This window comes from Marinilabiliales bacterium, assembly GCA_007695015.1.
Lineage (GTDB): Bacteria > Bacteroidota > Bacteroidia > Bacteroidales > PUMT01 > PXAP01.
In genome coordinates, this window is the sequence record REEN01000047.1 from 27,987 (window position 1) to 43,848 (window position 15,862).

The window sequence follows — 15,862 nt, forward strand, 5'->3', positions numbered from 1 at the left end:
CCGCCATGCTTTAATGCAGGGCGGGTTCTGTTTTAAGGCTATTTTAAAGTGACATCTTTGAAAAATCTTTAATAAGGGTTATATTGCAACACAGATGAAATTACATCTTTTTACAGATATGCCTGAAATAATAATGTCAAGCAGATTTAAACTGCACACCTTTACAATGACCTTCCTGGCCTTAGCTGCCTTTTTATTTGTAATGGCTGGTTGTGAGAAGGATGACCTGGTCGCTATAAGGAGTCTGGACACTGTTGAACCTGTTATTGTATGGAGAACAGCTGAAACCGGAGGCGTAATTGTTGCCAACAGGAAGCTTGACCTGGTGGAATTTGGTGTATGCTACAATACAACTCCCAATCCAACGGTTGAAGATAACATAGCTCCCGGAACCGGCCTGGAGGAGATAATAGAAGCAAGCAGGTATGAGGCAGAGTTTAAAAGCACCATAACACTTCTTATGCCCGGCACCACTTATTATATTAGGGCTTACGTCACTACCGGCTCAGGTACGGCTTACGGGAACCAGCTTACCTTTACAACAAACTGACAGACTACAGGAATGGCCCCTTACCAATTTGCCCTATGATATCCATTTGCATACCTGTTTATAATTACAAAGTTGGGAGGCTGGTCCGGGATCTTGAATTACAGGCAGATAGTTGCGGTGTTCCCTGTGAATTGGTAATAATAGATGACCATTCACCCAAAGCTTTAAGGAATCTGAATGAGGCACCCTGCAGCAGGCACAGTTATATTAAGCTGGAAGCCAATGTGGGACGCTCGCGTATACGTAATATGTTTACACAATATGCCAGGTATGACCTGCTTCTCTTCCTGGATTGTGATTCAGAAATCATTTCCGGCGAATTCCTGAAAAACTACATTGATGAAATATCAGGGAGTGATGCACCTGTTATCTGCGGGGGCAGGATATACGACAAGAACCTGCCTTCACCCGGGGAAAGGCTCCGGTGGAATTTTGGCAGGGAAAGAGAAAGTATACCTGCAGCAGTCCGCCAGAAAAGTCCGGTTCGCTATTTTATGACCAATAATTTTCTGATAAGGAGAGAGGTTTTTGATTCCGTAAAATTTGATGAGAGGATAACCCAGTACGGGTACGAGGATACACTTTTTGCATATAATCTTGGGAAGCTTGGTCTGCACATAAGGCACATTGACAATCCCCTGATGCACTCGTGTGTTGAAACCAATTCGGCATTCATTGAAAAAACCGACAGGGGTATTGCAAACCTGGTAAGCATTATTCAGTATACCGGCCAGGACACCGGCTTTATTAATACGGTCAGGATATTGAGCGTATACTTCGGCATGAGAAAGAATATTGCGGGCATACTTGCCGGGTATATTCTGATGTTGTTGCGGCCGGCTTTGAGGATCATGCTTTGCCGCCGGGTTTCATCACTCTACCTGTTTGACCTGTACAAGCTTGGTTTGCTCCACCTGCTGATGGGAAAAACAGGACCCCCGAAAACAACTCCGGGGGTCAGTGGTTAAAACAGCCGTATTTTAACCTGCTACTTCACATGTGGATGTGGTCTTGCTTCAAACTCTGTTGTATAGCTCTCTAACATTATCCTATCATTATTACCGATGCCGGATCATTAACCCTCAGGGTAAACGATTCGGTGAGGAATAACCGGACCTCTTTTTCGTTATGCGATTCATAACCTATTGAGATATCCTGCCCAATCACCAGGTTGATATCCTCTGCAGCGGAGGGTACAAGGAATGCCTCTTCAATGAAATGGCCCATAATTACCGGACCTCCCAATAGTTTCTCCAGCTGAAGCTTAAGTGGATATCCTTTGAAATGTGAAGAAATCTGCTTCCATAGCGCGGGACTGACTACAAGTGTCCATGGACCGGTGACTGATGCATCCATCATCTTTGTGATGCCCTCCGAAACTGTTGAGAGCAGGCCTTCTATACTGCCCGGCAACTGCAGCTTTTCTGAAGAATTTACATCTTTGAGACCGGTGACTGATGCATTTTTGATTCCGTAGTAGACAGTCTTCTCCTCAAACTCAGCCAGCTTGACCGCTGCCTCTTCCAGCTGATCAAGATCTGCATCCCTGGCTCCCCTGGCCAGGTTGTCCAGTTCCCATATGTTAAGTTTAAAGCTTATTCGTGGTTCTATAAGGGGCTGCACTTTATGAATTCCATAAACAACGCCTTTTTTATCCTGTCCTCCTGGAATATCGAGTCTTCCGGTGGGCACTGCAGCATAGTCCCATCCCATCGGCCCGCTTATTGAAGCGAACCTTCGTGCTGAAAGATGAGAGCTGAGTATCTGTTTTGCTGCCGATTTTATTTCCTGCCATGCTTCATCAGAAAGCGGGGCCAGTGATTGTTTTAATATGTCCATAGCGATTTATTTTATTTTTCCTATTCCAAGGTCAGACGGATCCTCTTCTTTGCCGTCCTCCTTAAAAAGTTGTTTTCTTAGTTCGTCGTCCCACACAGGCATGTTTTTCCGCAGCCATTCGATGGTTTTACAGGCATGCTCGATCTCCTCATCCCTGTTGTGTATTAGAATATCTTTTAGCTCATCATCTTTGGTTGTAACAACGCGCTGGTGATACCAGTCCACTGCCTCAACCTCTTCCTTGAGGCTGTTCAGCGCCCTTGAAAAATCCCTGTCGCGGGGACTGAGCTCTTCTACAGGTTCATGATAATTTGACATTTTTATAGTTTTTTGTTCAACATTCTAACAAAACATAAAAATACAGAATAGCCGGCGCAACACCAAATACTCAGATCAGGAAACTCTCATGATGCGATGTAACACAAAACAACATGAACAACCCATGAGGGTTTTATGGATTTAAAAGCAAAATAATTATAAAGTCTACCTCATAACCCGAAAAGATACTGTTTACCGGTAACGGCACATGAGATTTACACAGTTGTCAGAACCTGAGCGATTTCAGGTATGTGGCAGCTGATTCCAGGCATGCCAGTCCGTCAACCACATTATCCTTCTCAACGAAATAGTGCCTGATATCCTGATCCACCGCCTCGGCAAGTACAGTGCCGAAATCGATTATGCCGCTTCCGGGGCAGGCAAATGTCTCTTCCTCTCCCGGAGCCATGTCCTTGACATGGAGCAGCGGATACCTGCCCCTGTATTTCCTGAGAGTTTCAACCGGATCGGCACCTCCTTTTTTGGTCCAGTAAATATCAAGCTCACACTTTACAAGTTGCTCGTCGGTGTTATCCATCAGGTAGTCAAAAGGAATAACACCCTCTTTTGTGGCATGGAACTCAAGATCGTGATTGTGCCAGCAGAGGGTTAATCCCCGGCTCCTGCACATCTCGCCGATCCTGTTCAACAGGTCGGCACTTATCTTGCAGTCGTCGAGCGAAAGCGGCGCCCCTCCGAACCATGGCCAGTAAAGGACCGCATATTCAACCTCAAGGGCGTTAAGCCTGTCGAGAGAACTGTTCACCTCGTCCATGTTTTCCGAAAAAGCGGCACCGCCTGCCACCACCTTCATTCCAAGGCTACCCAGGTAACTCAGGAAGGATTGAGCCGAGTCTCCAAGGTAATTGCCTGTTTCAATCTCGGTGTAGCCCATACCGGCAGTTGCTGCAAAGACCTCCTGCCAGTCGCCGTCTCTCACCTCATTTCTGATCATTCCGGTTATATAGCCTATGTTTTCAAGCTTCCTGACATCATCCCCGCAGGAAGTGAGGGTTTTTGGTATGAATGCCGCTGCCGTGCCGGCAGCAACAGTCTGGATGAACTTTCTTCTGTTAAGCATGGTTGTATGTTTTATCAGGTTATTTGGGGCAGTTTCCAGGGAGCCCTGTATGCAGGAGTAACAAGTTCATTTGCCTTTTTGCTGTTGGTGAACCGGGAGTTAACATCATCCCAGACAAGCAATGATTCTCCTGTCCTTGCTGCAATATTAGGAACATGGACATGTATTGCTGCTGCTCTGGCCGTTGAAGGGGGACATACCGGTGTTTCCCTTGATTTGATACAGTCAAGGAAATTCCTGACATGGTAGGGATGGGCTTCCCTGATACCTGAGATCTCTGTTGCATTTGCCTTATGACTTTGTGTACCCCCGTCCCATTCTGGTATGACCCTGTAGCCGTGCCTGTCGGTTATTACAGTGCCGTTGTCGCAGATAAATGCAACACCGTACGATTTACCCCAGGGCCCGCTTTGAATGCCCGCTGTCATCTCCCATGAGATAACATAATCCTTTTTAGGATAAACTACCGTCATGGTGTCAAATGTTTCACGCTGCCTTTGCTGTCCGCTGTTGTTTGTTGCAAAGGTCATCACCTCCTCAGGTGCATCGATCAGGTCATTTACCCAGAGGCCCATGTCGATCAGATGCACACCCCAGTCCGACATCAGTCCACCGCCATAATCCCAGTAATGCCTCCATGAGCCGTGAAAGCGGCTTCTGTTGAAGGGTCTTTCGGGAGCAGGCCCAAGCCACATGTTGTAATCAACACCTTCGGGTACGGGTTCGTCATCCCTGAAGGGTGTGCCCAGTCCGTAGTTGAAGTTGCCCCATACCTTGACTTTTCTCAGTTTGCCCAGTGAACCATTCCTTACCAGCCCGATGCTCTCCCTGAAGGCACGGTTGCTGCGTTGCTGCTGCCCCACCTGTACTATCTTGTTGTATCTGTCTGCTGCACTGACCATAATATTGCATTCGCCGATGGTGTTTGCCAGGGGTTTCTCAATATATACGTCCTTGCCTGCCTGCAGGCAGTATATCATGTGCAGGCAGTGCCAGTGGTCGGGGGTGCCGATGATTACCGCATCAATGTCACTTTGCTCCAGCATCTTCCTGAAGTCACCGTAGAGCCTCGGTTTCTGGTTGTATTCTTTCCTTATGGTTTCAGCACGCTCGTTGAGCACTCCCTCGTCTACATCACACATGGCGACACACCTGGTGTCTTCATAATCAAGATGGTCCCTCAGTATCTTGAAGCCAAAGTTTCTGCAGCCGATAACTGCAATATTGATCCTGTCGCTCGGGGCAACCCGGGCGGCCCATACCCCGGAGGGGATCACTGCAGCCAGTCCGATACCCGCTGAAGCCGCGGCAGTCTTACGTAAGAAATTTCTTCTGTTGAGATGCATGGTTAAAGATTTGGTTGGTGTTTGGTTAGTAAATGGAATTGCACCGAAAAATACAACCTTTATGTATATTATCAGCACAAACCGGTCAATTTTTTAGTGCTGGCAATACAGGATAAAACTGATATAAACCCCTTCTGTCATTTGATATTATTTATAGTCAGCATTTTCGCTGTACTCAGTGGAAATGTACATTTGAATTAAAAAAAGGTTATTTTTAAGGTTTGATAGAAGAGACTGTTTTTTGTTACTGCTCGGTAAAAATTGAGAAATGCAGGTAAAATTTCCGGCTTATTTCAAGCTTGTTGTTATCCTTGCCGGGATAGTGCTGATAGTTATTATAATGCGTTCGGCCAAGATAGTGCTGGTACCTCTTTTAATATCGGGACTTCTTGCCATACTTATCAGCCCGTTCACATCCTGGCAGGAGAGTAAGGGTATCCCATCAATACTGGCTGTTTCAGCCAGCCTGATAGCCCTTCTTGCCGCTATTACAGGTATTGTTTACTTCTTTTATAACCAGTTGCTTGGGTTCTCCCGGGACCTTAGTGCGCTGGAAAACCGGGTTGAAGAGATCATAGGGGCTGCCAATGATTTTATTACTAACAATTTTGAAGGTGTTGTGCCCATTTCGATTGACAGCATCAAGGACACTCTTTTCCAGCAAGTTTATGAGAATATGGATGCCCTTACACAGGGCATAATTGCCACTGCGGGGACGGTAACCATGATATTCATAATGCCTGTTTACATATTTCTTTTTCTCTATTTCAGGAAGTTCCTGGTGGAGTTTGTTCGGCGTGCTTTTTCCGATCATTACAGGGAGAAGGTTTCACGGGTGATCAACAGTGTTCAGGGAGTTGTGCAGAACTATATCAAGGGGATGTTTGTGGTGATCTGCATTCTGGCTGTTCTAAACAGCATAGCCCTTTACAGTCTCGGGATCCGTCATGCCATGCTATTTGCCGTTTTTGCAGCTTTTCTGAATGTTATCCCTTTCCTCGGTCCGTTCATAGGGGCCACACTCCCAATTCTCTTTGCGTTGCTGACAAAGGACTCTCTATGGTATCCCATTGGTGTGTTCCTTGCATTTTATGTTATTCAGCTGATGGAAAGTAACATCTTCACTCCCAAGATCGTCGGAGGAAAGGTCTCTATGAATCCTCTTATGACGATAATTGCACTGTTCATAGGGAATTTTATATGGGGACTTGCCGGTATGATACTGTTCATACCGGGAATGGCGGTACTTAAGGTGATATTTGACGAGATAGAAGGTATGGAGCCTTACGGATTCCTGCTGGGCAAGGTAAGCGACAGTAATGATGCAGACACACCGAAGCGTGAATACAAGCTACTTGCCGAGATCAAGAAAAGGATGAAGTTTTAGATGGTTATGCAACCCGGGTAAGATCAGACACTGGTAAGAACCGAACATATAGTTTTGCTAATCAAGTTGCTAAAATATTATTGATATGAAACCACTGGTTTTTTTATTTGCATTGACAGTCAGTTTCTCCGGTATTATTAATGCCCAGAACCTTGACGACATTCTTACAAGCCATTTAGATGCAATAGGTCAGCATAACCTGAGCAAAGTGAACGGCTTGAAGATTTCCGGCACAGCCGTGCAAATGGGAAGGGAGATGCCTTTCTTTACCATACAGAAAAGGCCCGACAAGATCTATAACGAGATCGATATTGAAGGCACCAGGGTGATCCATGCTTTTGACGGCACTACAGGGTGGGCCCTGGAGCCATGGGTAAGTGAAGAGCCACGCGAGCTTAACGAAGATGAACTGGCGAATGTTGTCCGTACAGCCGATATTGACAGCGACCTGTATAACTGGAGAAGAAGGGGGCGCGAATTGCACCTGGTGGGTGTTGAAAATTTTGAGGGCCGCGAGGTATATAAACTGGAGCTTTTTATCTCTGAGGAATATAACTACCTGTACTACCTGGATACGGAAACATTCCTCATTACGAAGATTGTTAACCGAAGCCTGAGTCCGGGAGGTGAAATGTTTGAGGGAGAGACAAGAATCGCTGAATACATTAGGGTTAACGACATGATGTTCCCCGCCAGGACAGAGTTCCGGCTCGGGGGGCAGTTGCAGATGATCAGCCTGGTTGATGAAGTTACAATTGATCCGGACATGGATGATGATGTTTTTTCAATGCCTAATGATTGAGATCTTCTGTGCCTGAAATTGTCGAGGATATTGATTTTTCATCACTAAAAAGGGAACTGGCAGGAGAGATTCTTTTCGATAAGGTGACCAGGGTGCTTTATGCTACAGACGCTTCGGTTTACCGGGAACTTCCAGCTGCCGTTTGCCTTCCGGCGAATGAGGCTGATATCATAAAACTTGTCAGGTTTGCCTCGACGCATGGCTTACCGGTTATACCAAGGGGAGCCGGCACTTCCCTGGCCGGCCAGGTTGTGGGCAACGGTATTGTTGCTGACGTGTCAAGGTATATGAACCGTATAATTGAGCTCAATACCGAAGAGAGGTGGGTAAGGGTTGAACCGGGTGTAGTGCTTGACGAGCTTAACCAGTATATCAGTCCCCATGGTCTCTTCTTTGGTCCCGAAACATCCACTTCAAACCGTTGCATCATCGGAGGAATGCTTGGCAACAATTCGTGCGGTGCCCATTCGCTTATCTACGGAAGTACCAGGGAACATACCCTGGAGGTGAGGGCGGTACTTTCAGACGGCAGCGTTGCCCTATTTGGGAGCAGGACAAATGAGCAGTTCAGGGACATGTGCAATGGAGAAAATCTTGAGAGCAGGATTTACAGGCATATAGACCTGACGTTGGGTGACAGCCGCATTGCCGGCCGGATAAGGAACGGGTACCCCGATCACCGGGTGACACGCCGGAACACCGGATATGCCCTTGATCTTCTGCTGGAGACTGCACCATTTACCGATGGCGGCAAGGATATTAACCTCTGCACCCTGCTGGCAGGCTCTGAGGGCACCCTTGCCTTTGCAACTGAGATCAAGCTTAACCTGGTTCCGCTGCCTCCTCCCTGCAAGGCGCTGGTATGTGCGCACTTCAAAACCCGTGAGGAAGCGCTGAGGGCGACCCTGCTGGCTCTTGAGTTCAATCCCGGGGCAGTCGAGATGATGGATGACATCATATTGAATCTTACCCGCGATAATCTTGAGCAGGGGAAGAACCGTTTCTTCATTGAGGGAGATCCGGCTGCCATACTGATAATCGAATTTGCGGAGGAATCTCATGACCGGATCACGCAGGCTGCCAGTGCAATGGAGAAGAGGATGAGGGATGCCGGATACGGCTATCATTTTCCCGTGATCAGTGGTAAGGACATCCCCAGGGTTTGGAACCTCAGGAAAGCCGGACTGGGAGTGCTGTCGACCATGAAAGGAGATGCAAAGCCGGTATCTCTGATCGAGGATACATCGGTGAGAGTGGATGTGTTGCCGGAATATATTGACGAGGTAAGCGCCCTGCTTGAAAAGTACGGCAAGGAGGTGGTTTTTCATGCTCATGTGGGGTCGGGAGAGCTTCATATGCGGCCGGTACTGAACCTGAAAGACCCCGTCGATGTCGATCTTTTTTACAGGATAGGCAGGGATGTCGCCCTTCTGGTAAGGAAATACCGCGGCTCCCTCAGCGGCGAGCATGGCGACGGACGTCTCAGGGGAGAGTTCATTCCCCTGGTCCTTGGAGAGGATAATTACAGCCTGTTATGCGAGCTTAAGGAAACCTGGGATCCGCAGGGTGTTTTCAACCCGGGCAAGATAACCGGTACTCCCCCTATGAACACCCATCTTCGTTATACTCCCGGGAGGGAGGTGAACGAATACGAGACCCTGTTTGATTTTTCACCCTGGGGAGGAATAGTCCGTTTTACCGAGCAATGCAACGGGTCGGGTGACTGCCGCAAGAGTGAGAAGGCAGGAGGGACCATGTGCCCCAGCTTTATGGCAACGAGGGATGAATATACCACCACCAGGGCAAGGGCAAACCTCATGAGGGAATTCCTTACAAATCCACCGGGCAGTGGCCCGTTCAGCAGCAGGGAGCTGTATGATATCCTGGACCTTTGTCTCTCATGCAAGGGATGTAAGTCGGAGTGCCCCTCGAACGTTGATATGGCGAAGCTTAAAGCCGAGTTCCTGCAACACTGGTACGATAAAAACGGCACTCCTCTCAGGGCCCGGCTGGTTGCCAACATCACTCTCATATACAGGATCGGATCAGTATGGCCCGGACTGTTCAATGCTGTTTTAAGTAACCCTTTCATTTCTAAAATGGTGAAATCTCTTGCCGGGTTTGCACCTGAAAGGAGCATACCCCTGCTTCACTCATGCCTCCTCCGGGGTTGGATGCGCCGTTACCGGTTCATGGTTAATGGCGGTGATCATCAAAATGGCAGGGTGCTTCTTTTTGCAGATGAGTTTACCGGTTACAATGACGTGCATGTGGGCATCAGGGCAGTTATGCTGCTTGACCGCCTCGGTTACCGTACTGACATTATGAAACATGGTGTGAGCGGGCGCACATTCATCTCCAAGGGTTTCCTGCGCAGGGCCAGGAAGATCGCACAAAAGAACATTGAGCTTTTTTCTGGCATATCGGTCAATTATGTTGCGATTATAGGTATAGAACCTTCAGCAATTCTCACCTTCAGGGATGAATATCCCGACCTCACCGGCCGGGAGTATGCCGACAGGGCCAAAAAGCTGGCCGGATCAGTGTTCATGATTGATGAATTCATTGCATCTGAGTCCGACATAGGAAAGATAACACCCGGACAGTTTACCCGGGAGCCGGCGGAAGTGCTTCTGCACGGCCATTGCCAGCAGAAGGCGGTGGCTTCAACCGCCCCGACGATCAGGATGCTTTCCCTGCCTGAAAATTACAGGGTGAGGGAGATCCCTTCGGGATGCTGCGGCATGGCGGGATCATTCGGGTATGAGAAGGAGCATTATGAACTCTCAGTGAAAGTAGGCGAGCTGGTGCTCTTTCCCGAAGTAAGGGCAGCTTCACCCGGCACCCTGATCGCTGCACCCGGCACGAGTTGCAGGCACCACATAACCGACGGAACCGGCAGGAAGGCCCTTCACCCCGTTGAGATCATGTATGACGCACTGATACAGTCGCCGGAAACCTGACTTTTATCTTGTTGTAATAAAAAGTCAAATGTTAGCTTTGTGTAACGTTTCCCTTGTCACGGACCTATTACAAACAGATGGAACCCGCAATAGCCTTAGGCAGAAAAAATAACCTGTACAAACCATGCGGGTTTCATACGTTCAAGGCACTGAATACCGATAGTATACTAAACATAATTCATCGATTCTTTATTTGATAAACCTGATTTGTACGGATGAACATTTATCTGACGGTAATATTAAGCTATTTCCTGTTCATCATACTTGTTTCGCTTTTCACCAAGCGTATTGCAAGCAGGTCTGCCGCCGATTTCCTGGTGGCCGGAAGGAATCTGGGACTGATAGCATGTGCGGTAGTGGTAGCATCGGAGTGGCTTGGCGGCATGAGCACCATCGGGGTCAGTGAAAAAGCCTTTACTTCGGGCACGATGCAGCCTGTACTCTACAATATATCCACTGCCTTTGGCATGATCATCATAGGGTTTACCGTTGCCCGGTATTACCGTGAGAAGAACGTACATACGGTAAGCGAGATGCTTGAGAGTCTTTTCGGCAAGCGTACAAGGAGTGTTTCGGCAGTAGCATTCCTTGCAGCCTATATAACCCTTTCATATGTGCAGCTGCAGACCTGTGCAAGTGTCCTTGGCCCCCTTTTCGACATAAGCTGGACCAATGCTGTGCTTATATCGTCGATAGTGATAACAGCCTACACCTATGTTGGCGGTATGCACGCGCTGGCTATCACAGGGATCATACACGTAGCGGCTATGTTCATCGGAACAGGTATTGCTCTTGTTGTGGGGCTGGACAAGATTAATGGCTTCGAAGCTCTTTCCCTGCGTCTTGTGGAGCTGGGGTCGCCGGCCAACTGGTACAATCCCTTCAGCGGGGGCATGTCGTATGCCATGTCGCTTATAGTCGGCGGAGTGCTGGGCGGTATGGCCGGCCAGGCAAGCATCCAGCCCATATTTGCAGCACGCAATGTTAAAACGGCAAGGAATTCTGCAATCCTTTCGAGCCTTATAATTGCCCCTTTCGGGATCATGGTGGCACTGCTCGGCCTTATTGCCCTGACAGGCTACTTTATAGATGCTGAAGCCGTTACAAATCCGAAGATGGTGCTTCCAACCCTGATGACAACCGAGGAGTTTATCCACCCGTTTTTCGGGGGACTGGCACTGGCGGGCATACTGGCTGCCATTCTCTCAACGGTGGGTCCTGTAAACTTCGCGGTGGTCACCATAGCCACCAAGGATATCTACCACAGCCTTATAAACAAGACGGCGGTGGACCAGAAGATAGTTGCCACGGCACGAAGGCTGGTCATCCTGGTCAACTTCGTAACTATTCCCATGGCGATATTCATTCACGGTGCAATACTTGATGCTGCATATGTATCCTACGCAATAAGGGCCATAGGTGCCATAGTGATAATACTTGGTATTTACCGCAGGGGCTGGATAAGCTCTGAAGGGGTGAGATGGGCTTTTGCCGGAGGTACGGCGGCTGTGCTCCTTGCAGTTGCCGGCAATAAATTGGGCTGGTTCAGGATAGAAGAGACCTTTGTAGGTGTGGGCTCGGCAATACTGTTCATTATAGCCGGAAACATCAGGGAAAAGCTCAGAAGATCAGGATCCCATTAAAAAGATATTTAGTATGGAAACTCCGCTAAAGGGTATTATGGTTACCGAACTTGCCAACGTGCTGGCCGGACCCAGCGTGGGATTGTTCCTGGCCGAGATGGGCGCCACGGTGATCAAGGTTGAGAACGTAAAGTCGTGCGGTGACGTGACCAGGCACTGGAAGCTTCCGGTGGAGAACCCGGATACCGATATATCAAGCTACTTTTCATGCGTTAACTGGGGGAAGCAGTCCCTCGCCGTTGACATGAGCACCGGCGACGGACTGGAGATTGTCAACCGGCTGGTTCGCAAAAGCGATATCCTTCTTTCCAGCTACAAGCCCGGCGACGCCGAAAAGCTGAAGGTGGACTATAACTCGCTTAAGGCCCTTAACGAAAAACTAATCTACGCGCATGTGACGGGATACGGCCCGGATAATCCAAGGGCGGGTTATGATGCCATCATACAGGCTGAGAGCGGTTTTACCTATATGAACGGTGAGCCCGGTGGTAACCCGACCAAGATGCCGGTTGCGCTGATGGATGTGCTGGCGGCTCACCAGATGAAGGAGGCCATACTTCTTGCCCTGCTTTCACGTGAAAGGGGAGGCGGGGGACAGTTTATAGAGGCTTCGCTGCTCAGATCGGGCGTTGCATCACTGGCAAACCAGGCCACAAACTGGCTGGTGGGCCGGTCGATACCCCGGAGGATGGGGTCGGACCATCCAAACATAGTGCCATACGGTACCATCTTTTCAACTGCAGACGGAAAAGAGATAGTGCTTGCGGTAGGCACCGACAAACAGTTCGGTGAGCTGTGCCGTTTGCTGGGGAGACCGGAGATGGCTTATGATGAGAGGTTTGTTAAGAATTACAACAGGGTTGTCAACAGTGAAGAGCTCAAGAGGGTGCTCCAGGAACTCATTGGCGGGTATGAAAGAAAAGAGATACTTGAGCTGCTGGAGAGCAGGCGTGTACCTGCGGGCGGGGTGTTTAACATGAAAGAGGTTTTTGAAACGCCCGAAGCAGCCTCGATGCTGATTGAGGCGCCATTCAACTCAGGATCGATAAAGGGGGTCAGCTCAGTTGCTTTTTCATCAGACCGGATAGAGGTCGCCAGAAATCTTCTGCCGCCTCCGCACTATGGTGAACACAGCAAACAGATACTGACAAACCTGCTGGGATATTCCGGGGACAGGATTGATGAACTCCTGAAAAACAATGTGATATATGCAAGTTAAGAATGACAGTCAGATGGTTATCATTGACGGCAGCCGTCTTGTAACCGAAGCGATGGCCCGGGCAGGGGCCGATGCTTTCATAGGTTATCCCATTACACCGGCGAACCTGCTGTACCAGTATGCAGGCCGGCGCCTGCCCCTGATGCTTCCCGCCCCCGATGAAATAACAACCCTGCAGTGGATGTCGGGTCTTGCAGCAGCCGGCAGGATCCCGGTTACGGCAACATCATTTCCCGGGTTTGCACTGATGATAGAATCGGTAAATATGGCTTTTATGATGGAATTGCCCATGGTAATCGTGCTTGTCCAGCGACTGGGACCGGCAACGGGGACAGCCACATGCGGGGCGCAGGGAGACCTGGCGCTGCTGAGGGGGATGATATCGGGAGGCCACCAGGTGCCGGTGCTGTGTGGTGACGGCTTTAAGGATACCTGGAATCTTGCTGCAGAAGCAGTACATACTGCGGTCCGCCTCCGCACCCCTGTGATATTCCTTACCTCAAAGGAGGAGATGATGACCCGCAGAAGTTTCGATCTGTCACTGCTGGATGATATTTCCCCCTTTGAAAGGCATTCTCCCGGTGGTACTGAATACAAAACCTACGAACCGGGAAAGGACGGGATCCCGGCGTTCCTTCCCGTGGCCAACGGGAGCCGGCAGGTCCGGCTCAATGCCTCCACTCATGACAGGGAAGGGATACTGCGTCATTCCACCAGTGAGGCCCTGGCCAATACCAGGAGACTTGAGGATAAGGCGAAGCATCATCTGGAAAGCTATACCTGTTACCAATATGATAGCCAGGATGATGCCGCCACACTCGTTGTGTCCTACGGAATAACCGCTGCTGCTGCCAGGGAAGCTGTAAGCGGTATCCGCGAAAGCGGAAAAAACGTGTCGCTTCTTGTCGCAGGCACATTGCTGCCATTGCCGGATATCTATTACGTGATTACAGGTAAATATGAAAGGGTAGTAATAACCGAGGAGAATATCAATGCCCAGTTTGCCAGGCTTATGTTTGGAGAGAAACTGCCTGAAAGGGTTCGCACTGTTGGTGCGTTAGGAAAGATGATTGCTCCCGGCGAAATAACCAGGGAGGTACTGTTATGAGCACAATACTGAGGAGAAAAGATCTGCCCTACTGCAAAGGGTGCGGACATGACCTTATAGCAAAGAATACGGCTAAGGCACTGGAGCGTATGGGACTTGAGGCCCTGGATGTGACGGTGGTTACAGATATAGGTTGTCACGGTATTATTGATGGCTGCCTCAATACTCACACTGTTCACGGCCTCCATGGCAGGTCTGTTGCCCTTGGCGCAGGTATCGCTATGGGAACAGGGGAAAAGGGGAATAAGATCATTGTATTCATAGGTGACGGCGGCAGCACTATCGGACTGCAGCATATACTTGAGGCCGCCAGGCTGAACCTGGACATGACCGTGGTGGTGCATAACAACATGCTTTACGGGATGACGGGGGGACAAACAAGCGGACTTACTCCCTGCGGCTTTAAAACAACCACATCGTCTGAGGGGAATCCCTGGTCAGGCTACGACCTTTGTGCCCTTGCACACACTTCGGGTGCTGCATTTTCAGGCCGGGTAGCCGGCGTGGGTGATATTTCCGGTATACTGCAGGAGGCATTTGAAACTGGCGGGTTCTCGCTGATCGAGGTCGTTGAAATTTGTCCCAGTTACGGTGTAAGGCTCAATCCCGGAAAGAAACTCAGAGAGATCATGGAGGACTCGGGAAGGCTGCCCGGGAGATGGGTAAACGACAGGAAGCCGTTTATGATTGAGCAGGGTAAGAAGAGCGAAGACCTTCTGAGTGAGCTTAAGACTATTGCCCCAGGTAATAATGTGCCGCCAGGTAATGCCGTTTCTGTTATTTTAAGTGGCTCGGCCGGCGAGGGTGTTCAACTTGCCGCCGGCATTCTTGCTGCCGCTGCTGTAAGCTTGGGATACCACGTTACACAGAAGGGCAGCTACCCGGTGACTGTAGGTGTTGGGTTTTCCACAGCCGAGCTTATCATTTCACCCCGGACGGTAATGTACCACGGCATTGACATACCCGATATGGTGGTGGTCACTTCTGATGACGGACTTGAGCACTGCAGGAGGAGAGTGGAAGCTATGAAAAGGGGCAGCCTCTTTATTGACAGTTCGCTTGAGTGCCCGCCAACGGGAGCAGTGGTGGTTGCTCAAGATTTCCGTTCTATCGGTGCAAGGAATGCGATACTGTTTGCACTGTTCAGGATGGCTGCAGACACAGGCATCCTGCAGCCGGAGGTTATTCGCAGCATTGCTCTTGAGAGTGGTTTGCCGGCCACAGTTCCGGTCGACAAAATGATGGAGCTGGCCACCGGCCGGGCAGCCACAGGAACTCCCTGAATTTATGTTTGTTATGACGGCAAAAATACATCAAGCAGTTGCAATACCCTAAGTCCGCGTACAGATGTATTGGTATTAACCCGGACACAGGTGTCCCGGGGTCATTCCGGGTACCGGTACTGCGCTGCCATTCCGGGCATAGGTGTTGTGCCGTCAATGTGTTCACAGTTGATGCGCCGAAATAGATCAGCGCTGATTGTCCGGAGTATCAGTAAAAAAACTTTTGAGATAAGGGAAAAAGTTATTACTTTTGCAGCCTGTTTTATCAGGACTTAGTCCCCCTTCCCATAATCAGGGGGCGGTTAAACTAAATTATTAACTAA

General features: G+C 49.3%; 13 protein-coding genes. 9 read left to right on the plus strand and 4 right to left on the minus strand.

The annotated features are described in order from the left end of the window. The first annotated feature begins 133 nt into the window (after positions 1-133). Both EA408_05240 and EA408_05245 read left to right on the plus strand, forming a co-directional pair. On the plus strand, positions 134-550 hold the full coding sequence (locus tag EA408_05240; GenBank protein ID TVR73246.1) for a hypothetical protein: 417 nt from the start codon (positions 134-136) through the stop codon (positions 548-550). A gap of 35 nt (positions 551-585) precedes the next feature. Then, positions 586-1,518 (plus strand): glycosyltransferase family 2 protein, encoded by a 933-nt coding sequence (locus EA408_05245; GenBank protein TVR73247.1) that lies wholly within the window; start codon positions 586-588, stop codon positions 1,516-1,518. 76 nt (positions 1,519-1,594) lie between these two features. Here the strand turns inward: EA408_05245 and EA408_05250 are convergent, their stop codons facing one another. From EA408_05250 to EA408_05265, 4 genes are all read right to left on the minus strand, one after another. Further along, the gene (locus tag EA408_05250; GenBank protein TVR73248.1) at positions 1,595-2,389 is read right to left on the minus strand and encodes a bacteriocin; all 795 of its coding nucleotides are present in this window, start codon (positions 2,387-2,389) and stop codon (positions 1,595-1,597) included. A gap of 6 nt (positions 2,390-2,395) precedes the next feature. Beyond that, positions 2,396-2,707 (minus strand): hypothetical protein, encoded by a 312-nt coding sequence (locus tag EA408_05255; GenBank protein TVR73249.1) that lies wholly within the window; start codon positions 2,705-2,707, stop codon positions 2,396-2,398. A 226-nt stretch (positions 2,708-2,933) separates the two neighbouring features. Beyond that, positions 2,934-3,788: a sugar phosphate isomerase/epimerase gene (locus tag EA408_05260; protein ID TVR73250.1), complete on the minus strand. Its 855-nt coding sequence runs from the start codon at positions 3,786-3,788 to the stop codon at positions 2,934-2,936. Between the two features lie 14 nt (positions 3,789-3,802). Further along, positions 3,803-5,134, minus strand: a complete 1,332-nt coding sequence (locus EA408_05265; protein ID TVR73276.1) for a twin-arginine translocation signal domain-containing protein — start codon at positions 5,132-5,134, stop codon at positions 3,803-3,805. A 268-nt stretch (positions 5,135-5,402) separates the two neighbouring features. Between EA408_05265 and EA408_05270 the strand changes: the two genes are divergently transcribed. The 7 genes from EA408_05270 (at position 5,403) to EA408_05300 (ending at position 15,539) form a co-directional block, all read left to right on the plus strand. Beyond that, positions 5,403-6,521, plus strand: coding sequence for an AI-2E family transporter (locus EA408_05270; protein ID TVR73251.1), 1,119 nt, complete (start codon positions 5,403-5,405; stop codon positions 6,519-6,521). An 85-nt stretch (positions 6,522-6,606) separates the two neighbouring features. Continuing rightward, complete coding sequence (locus tag EA408_05275) at positions 6,607-7,323, plus strand: hypothetical protein (GenBank protein ID TVR73252.1); 717 nt, start codon at positions 6,607-6,609, stop codon at positions 7,321-7,323. Between the two features lie 29 nt (positions 7,324-7,352). Beyond that, positions 7,353-10,286 (plus strand): FAD-binding oxidoreductase, encoded by a 2,934-nt coding sequence (locus EA408_05280; GenBank protein ID TVR73277.1) that lies wholly within the window; start codon positions 7,353-7,355, stop codon positions 10,284-10,286. A 215-nt stretch (positions 10,287-10,501) separates the two neighbouring features. Beyond that, a complete protein-coding gene (locus EA408_05285) occupies positions 10,502-11,929 on the plus strand; it encodes a sodium:solute symporter family protein (protein ID TVR73253.1) in 1,428 nt (475 codons plus the stop codon). A 13-nt stretch (positions 11,930-11,942) separates the two neighbouring features. Then, positions 11,943-13,148, plus strand: a complete 1,206-nt coding sequence (locus EA408_05290) for a CoA transferase (protein ID TVR73254.1) — start codon at positions 11,943-11,945, stop codon at positions 13,146-13,148. After that, the gene (locus EA408_05295) at positions 13,138-14,256 is read left to right on the plus strand and encodes a hypothetical protein (GenBank protein TVR73255.1); all 1,119 of its coding nucleotides are present in this window, start codon (positions 13,138-13,140) and stop codon (positions 14,254-14,256) included. Before EA408_05290 ends, EA408_05295 begins: the two co-directional genes overlap by 11 nt. Beyond that, positions 14,253-15,539 carry a hypothetical protein gene (locus tag EA408_05300; protein TVR73256.1) on the plus strand — a complete coding sequence of 429 codons (1,287 nt, stop codon included), beginning with the start codon at positions 14,253-14,255 and terminating at the stop codon, positions 15,537-15,539. Before EA408_05295 ends, EA408_05300 begins: the two co-directional genes overlap by 4 nt. The last annotated feature ends 323 nt before the right edge of the window (positions 15,540-15,862 follow it).

Bases quoted from the DNA above. Each gene is read 5' to 3' on its own strand.
- EA408_05240 (TVR73246.1), top strand. From the start codon at position 134: ATGTCAAGCAGATTTAAACTGCACACCTTTACAATGACCTTCCTGGCC.
- EA408_05245 (TVR73247.1), top strand. From the start codon at position 586: ATGATATCCATTTGCATACCTGTTTATAATTACAAAGTTGGGAGGCTG.
- EA408_05250 (TVR73248.1), bottom strand. From the start codon at position 2,389: ATGGACATATTAAAACAATCACTGGCCCCGCTTTCTGATGAAGCATGG.
- EA408_05255 (TVR73249.1), bottom strand. From the start codon at position 2,707: ATGTCAAATTATCATGAACCTGTAGAAGAGCTCAGTCCCCGCGACAGG.
- EA408_05260 (TVR73250.1), bottom strand. From the start codon at position 3,788: ATGCTTAACAGAAGAAAGTTCATCCAGACTGTTGCTGCCGGCACGGCA.
- EA408_05265 (TVR73276.1), bottom strand. From the start codon at position 5,134: ATGCATCTCAACAGAAGAAATTTCTTACGTAAGACTGCCGCGGCTTCA.
- EA408_05270 (TVR73251.1), top strand. From the start codon at position 5,403: ATGCAGGTAAAATTTCCGGCTTATTTCAAGCTTGTTGTTATCCTTGCC.
- EA408_05275 (TVR73252.1), top strand. From the start codon at position 6,607: ATGAAACCACTGGTTTTTTTATTTGCATTGACAGTCAGTTTCTCCGGT.
- EA408_05285 (TVR73253.1), top strand. From the start codon at position 10,502: ATGAACATTTATCTGACGGTAATATTAAGCTATTTCCTGTTCATCATA.
- EA408_05290 (TVR73254.1), top strand. From the start codon at position 11,943: ATGGAAACTCCGCTAAAGGGTATTATGGTTACCGAACTTGCCAACGTG.
- EA408_05295 (TVR73255.1), top strand. From the start codon at position 13,138: ATGCAAGTTAAGAATGACAGTCAGATGGTTATCATTGACGGCAGCCGT.
- EA408_05300 (TVR73256.1), top strand. From the start codon at position 14,253: ATGAGCACAATACTGAGGAGAAAAGATCTGCCCTACTGCAAAGGGTGC.